This window comes from Mycobacterium sp. (assembly GCF_049673265.1).
Taxonomy (GTDB): domain Bacteria; phylum Actinomycetota; class Actinomycetes; order Mycobacteriales; family Mycobacteriaceae; genus Mycobacterium.
Genome location: NZ_JBATXN010000158.1, coordinates 1 through 4,220, shown reverse-complemented (window position 1 = coordinate 4,220; position 4,220 = coordinate 1). Strand labels below are relative to the sequence as shown.

Annotated in this window: 4 protein-coding genes; all 4 read right to left on the bottom strand. The window is 62.7% G+C overall.

Annotated elements, in window-relative coordinates:
* Positions 1 to 116: 116 nt before the first annotated feature.
* Positions 117 to 1,280 carry a cytochrome P450 gene (locus tag WBF82_RS05605; RefSeq protein ID WP_424382092.1) on the bottom strand — a complete coding sequence of 388 codons (1,164 nt, stop codon included), beginning with the start codon at positions 1,278 to 1,280 and terminating at the stop codon, positions 117 to 119.
* Positions 1,281 to 1,409: 129 nt separating this feature from the next.
* On the bottom strand, positions 1,410 to 1,580 hold the full coding sequence (locus WBF82_RS05600; RefSeq protein WP_424382091.1) for a hypothetical protein: 171 nt from the start codon (positions 1,578 to 1,580) through the stop codon (positions 1,410 to 1,412).
* Positions 1,581 to 1,721: 141 nt separating this feature from the next.
* Positions 1,722 to 3,434, bottom strand: coding sequence for an asparagine synthase-related protein (locus WBF82_RS05595; protein WP_424382090.1), 1,713 nt, complete (start codon positions 3,432 to 3,434; stop codon positions 1,722 to 1,724).
* A gap of 53 nt (positions 3,435 to 3,487) precedes the next feature.
* Positions 3,488 to 4,220, bottom strand: a 733-nt coding sequence (locus WBF82_RS05590) for a lasso peptide biosynthesis B2 protein (RefSeq protein ID WP_424382089.1), incomplete at its 5' end; no start/stop codon positions are given.

The following is a 4,220-nucleotide window of genomic DNA, read 5'->3' as shown; positions in this document are numbered from 1 at the left end:
GTGCTGCCTGTACTGGCACAGCCGGAGGCGGCGGTGGATGCGGTGGTGCAGGCTCGTCGCCCGGCTAGGTGGACACCGAGTGATCGCCGCACCCTCGCACATAGGCAGGCCTTTCCTCACCACCGCACAGGGAGTTCGACCAGTCCTCCACACGACCCGTGGGTGCGCAGCGTCAACTCCGCCACTCCGACGGCCAGCTGCATCGCCGGAAACCGAGAAGCGAGTTGAGAAAGCACCGCGTGCAGCTCGATTCGGGCCAGTGCCGCGGCGATGCAGTACCGGCCGCCGTGGCCAAAGGTGAGATGGCCCAGAGCTCGCCGGTTGATATCGACGCGATCGGGGTCGGCATAAACGGATGGGTCGTAGTTGGCCGCACCGATGCTCATCAACACGAGATCCCCGGCTTGGATTCTGGCTCCATTGAGTTCGAGGTCAGTTCGCGCATAGCGGGGAAAGATGACGTTGGTGCGCGCTGCTCGAAGGGTTTCTTCGACCGCATTCGAGGCCAACGTCGGATCTCGCGCAAGCGTGCGCCATTGTTCCGGGTTGGCCAACAACAACAGCACGCCAAGTCCGATATGCGGCACCGGGGACCCGTGTCCGGCCCAGAGCAGTCCGGTCGCCAGGCGGGCGGCCTCGTCAGCGGAAACCCCCTCCGTCGCACACAACCGGGAGATCACATCGTCGCCAGGCTCTCGTCGCTTGCGCGCGATCAGCTGCTGGCTGTAAGCGAACAGCTCAGCAAGACCCTGTTCGACTTGCTCTGGATCGTGTGCGTCGGAGACGTTGGTGATCCATGTGCAAAATCGCTCGCTCTCCTCCCGCGGCACGCCGAGCAGCTCGCAAATCACCAATGCAGGTAGCGGCACCGCCACCGTGGCGCGAAGATCCGCCGGCGACCCCTTCGCCGCCAGATCGTCGAGCAGCTTAGTGGTCAGGGCGTGAACCCTCGGGCGCATCGTCTGCAAGCGCTTCGGCGTGAAGTGGGGCTGCAGGAGGGCACGCTTGCGTGCGTGGTCTGCGTGCTCGGTAGCGAAGTTCGGCATCGGCCTGTCGGATGCGTACATGCGAGCCACGGTGTCCGGCTCCACAGGAGCCGCGCCGAGCCGGTCGTCGTCGTAGAGCTGCAACACTTCCGCGTGGCCGGTGACCAGCCACGCCGGATCGCCCACCGGGGTACGGACACGGTGGACCACGCCCTTGGCTTGCAGCTCGCGCAGCCTGGGCGCGAACTGCAATGGATGTGCCTGCTCGAAGGGCAACTGTGGCACGGCGAACATCACGGCGACTTACGTTGCAGGGCGGGGTCGCGGCCGAATGTGAGAGGTACGACGCGCCAACGACGGCGACAGCGATCGCGGCGTGCGCTTAAGCTTGCGCCACCGCATTTAGGTGAGGACGAGGGACTTTCAGCGGTTCCAGCCGAATAACGACATTTCGTTGCCGTCTGCGTGAACGTTGCCGCCTCCTTCTACCAGCTCTGCGACCGTGCCGAGACGGACGATGGACGTCGAGCGGGTGTCATTATCGGTCTGTTGTGGCACAGCGGTGCCCGGGCGAATTTTGCGGGCGATTTTCATCTGACAGCCTCCTCTAAGCGGAAGTTCACCGTGGGCTAACAAATTTACCGAGAAATTCGATGGACCGTAGGGTGTTCAGCAGTTTCCAGCAAAAGGCACTGCATACCGATTCCGGCGCTTTAGGGCGAGGCCGGAGCTTTGTCATAACTGGTTCTCCTGCTGTCGGAGCCAGATTTCCAGGCTCACGGCTGCCTCAAACGCCGCCGCAGACCGTACGACCCCGAACGGCGCAGCCTCCATCGCGGCGCGCCAGGCTGCCCGGTCAACGTAGCCGCGTTGCGCGATGAGTGGTCGATCGGTCAACAATTCATAAACCTCGCGGTTTGCCGCGAGCCCGTCGTAGATCGCTTGCGCGGGACCGCTTTTGGTACGCCGAGTGCGAATCTGTTCGGGCAGGATTCCGGTGAGCGCCCGCCGTTGTAGCAGCCGATCCTGACCCGAATTGACTTGCTGCTGCCATGGCAACGAGTACATGAATTCCACCAAAGGCCGATACAGCAGTGGATATCGCCACCGGTAGGCAGCGGTGTTTTGGCCCCACCGTTGGCCGGCGCCACACGCCATTCGCCAAATCTGCTCGTAATAAGCCTGACCGCGGACGGTCGGCATACGCGGAGTCGGCGCGCCGACGGCGTCGTCGCCAACTCCGGTTTGCTCTAACAGGCTTGGACACACCCACGGGCAGCGGCGCGAAATGGCGCTCTCGTACTGGTAGCGGATCGCGTGCCCGCGCAGATAATTCCATGCCGGTATCGCAGCGCTGGTGAGCAGTTGGTGAGTCAGGGAACGTCTGCCGGCGGTAGATGACCATTGCGCGACTTGGCGGACCGCCGAGATAAGCCGCAGACGTCGGACGTGATCGGCGACATGAATCGGGTAATCGGTTTCGCCGAATAGCACCTGGTCGCCGCCAAAGCCCGAAAGGAGCACATCGACTCCGTTTGCGCGGCAAAGCATTTCATATTCGGAAAACACTGGCCAGGTGATGTGGAGCCGGCTCGGCTCCTCGATAAGCCGGTTGGGCAGTACCGAAAATGGTTTGTGCTGGTCGCCGTCGATCAGATGCCCGCGAAGCTGTTTCTCCGCCTGGACGACCTGGATCCAGGAAGTTTCGTCCGATGTCGTAGAGGCCGGGTAAATAACCGAAATGGTCGCGAAATCCTCGACGCCGAGGTCGCGGGTTATGCAGGCGATGCTCGATGAGTCCAGCCCGCCGGACAGTTCCGACCAGGTCCGCCCGTCGACCGCGGTGCTTATCGCCGACTGCAGAAGCTGACGAAAATGTTCGTCGTAGTCGCGAGAATCGCGGTAGCGCAGCTCGGGGATGTCGCCTAGCCACCAGGTCTGGAGTTCGCTGCCGCGCGGTGTCCGGTAGCGCAGTGTCCGACCGACGCCGAGGCGCCGGATGTCGCGATAAATGGTGCGTTCGCCGAGGCATTGGCCCCGCAACAAGAACTCCGCGATGTAGCTTTCGTCGAGATCCGGGCCAGGTATGAGCCTTGCCAGCAGTGATAGATGGGAGCCGAAATAGATCGTTGGTCCCCGGGTCGAGTAATAGAGCGGTAGCACGCCTAACGCATCGTGGGTCAGCACTAGCGAATGCGTTGCCTCATCGAAGACGACCAGGGCGTACTCGCCAAGCAGATGCGCTTGCACGGCCGTACCCCAGCGCCGATAGGCCTCAGCGATCAATCGCTCATCCGGGCACGATGGCTCGGCGTCAACGCCCAACTCAGTCAGCAGGGTGCTGCGGTTCGCCAAAAATCCCCGCCACCACACCCGGCAACCCACAACCCCGGAATCGACCCCCCCGGCTTGCCGCGGCGTCGGCGAGGACATGTCGACCCATCCCACGAACCCTTGATTCGCCGGCGGCAATCGGTGTCGATCGCTGACGGCGCTCACGGCTAGATCGACGCGATCACAGTGTAGTGGCTGACATCGGCACGCTCATCCAGTATTGGCGCGCCGTCATATTCGACCCACGCGTGACACCGAAATGCCGGAAACCGCCGAGCACCGATGTGATGGACAACAGGTACGCCAAGGCTACGCATGTATACATACAGCGAAAGTGACCTAGGCAGACAGTCATTCGGAGCGCGGCGTCGCACGTAGAAATTTTCTGCCCGCACAAACGCCGCCCGCGCAATTTCCACCTCGAGGGAGGTGGCGCCGGCGGTCTCCGGGCCGGCACTGTGTCCTAGCCTCTGGTAGACGGTCCCGAACCCCTTCCTATGCAACGCGAAGCCCATCCGCAGCATCCACAGCCATGCCCGCGCGGCAAGCAACGACCTGCGAGATGATCTCTGCGGCCGAGGTGTTGGCGCAACAACATGCGCAGGTGCCAGATTGTCCGAATCCAGGAACCCGCGCGCCAAGCAGCTGGCGACAAAGCCGTCAAGCATGCCGGCCAAGCGCCGCGACGACTCATCTCCGCCGCCTAGAGCTTCTTTCGCCGAGACGACGGAACCGTGGGCACTGCGCAGCTCACGCCACATGCGCGTCGCATCTTCATCAAGGAAATAAAATGCCGATGTCGCTAAATCCATCACCAAAGTGAGGCCGTCCACCTCGGCTGCCCGGACATGTGGCGAAATCACCACCGCGCCAAGGGAGTACGTCTCTGGGCGTTCGGAC

Bases quoted from the DNA above. Each gene is read 5' to 3' on its own strand.
- WBF82_RS05605 (WP_424382092.1), bottom strand. From the start codon at position 1,280: ATGTTCGCCGTGCCACAGTTGCCCTTCGAGCAGGCACATCCATTGCAG.
- WBF82_RS05600 (WP_424382091.1), bottom strand. From the start codon at position 1,580: ATGAAAATCGCCCGCAAAATTCGCCCGGGCACCGCTGTGCCACAACAG.